The organism is Actinomyces sp. S6-Spd3 (assembly GCF_000758755.1).
Taxonomy (GTDB): domain Bacteria; phylum Actinomycetota; class Actinomycetes; order Actinomycetales; family Actinomycetaceae; genus Pauljensenia.
In genome coordinates this window covers 1-950 of the sequence record NZ_JRMV01000048.1, presented here as the reverse complement: position 1 = coordinate 950, position 950 = coordinate 1, and the positions used below count along the sequence as shown (strand labels likewise).

The window sequence follows — 950 nt, the reverse complement described above, 5'->3', positions numbered from 1 at the left end:
GCGCACGTTTGAAGAGCTGCCGGCCAATGCGCAGCGTTACATCGAGCGGCTTGAGGAGCTTTCTCGCGTGCGTGTGTCGGTGATCGGGGTGGGTCCGAGCCGTGATGCGGCGATTGTTCGCCACGACCTCGCCGCGGAGTGAAACCAATAAGGTAAAACTGCCTTTGCTTTTACGCCGGTCCGCTTGGGCCGGCGTAAATCGTCTTACCGGCATTTGCAGATCGGCAAAAACCGCCATATTGCACAAATATGCGTTTGTATATGGCTATTTCGGACATATTTGGCTCGTCCAGAACGTGCAAAATCTTGTTAAATAAGCCATAATTGGAGGCAGTGGCCAAGATCCCTAAATGGGGTCTAGTCGATACCTTTGGGTGCATACGGCACCCAGGAAATACAACGCCCAGGAGGCTTAGGTATGACCGTAACGATTGAGGATATCAAGTCGGTTGCCCCGGCTAATGTTCCCGAAGAAGTTATCAAGTGGGTTGCTGAGATCGCTGAGCTCACCACCCCGAAGTCAGTTTATTTCTGTGACGGATCCGAGGAAGAGTGGGATCGTCTCACTTCCGAGATGGTTGAGTCCGGAATGTTCACGAAGCTGAACGAGGAGAAGCGCCCGAACTCTTTCCTTGCTCGCTCCAAGCCGTCTGACGTGGCTCGCGTTGAGTCCCGTACCTTCATTTGCTCCGAGAAGGAAGAGGATGCAGGCCCGACCAACAACTGGGCTGATCCGAAGGAGATGAAGGAGACCCTGAAGCACGTATTCACCGGTGCTATGAAGGGCCGCACTCTTTACGTAGTTCCGTTCTCGATGGGCCCGATCGGTGGCCCGATCTCCCAGCTGGGTATTGAGCTTACGGACTCCCCGTACGTTGTTGTCAGCATGCGCATCATGACTCGCATGGGCAAGGCTGCTATGGACCTCATTGCTGAAGGCAAGCCTTGGG

Annotated in this window: 1 protein-coding gene and 1 pseudogene; both read left to right on the top strand. The window is 54.4% G+C overall.

Features of this window, described 5'->3' with window-relative positions; genetic code table 11:
- On the top strand, nucleotides 1–142 hold a 142-nt coding region (locus HMPREF1627_RS10295), incomplete at its 5' end, for an adenylosuccinate synthetase (protein WP_199805852.1).
- A gap of 276 nt (nucleotides 143–418) precedes the next feature.
- Nucleotides 419–950: pseudogene (locus tag HMPREF1627_RS00335) on the top strand (phosphoenolpyruvate carboxykinase (GTP)); the annotation flags it as partial.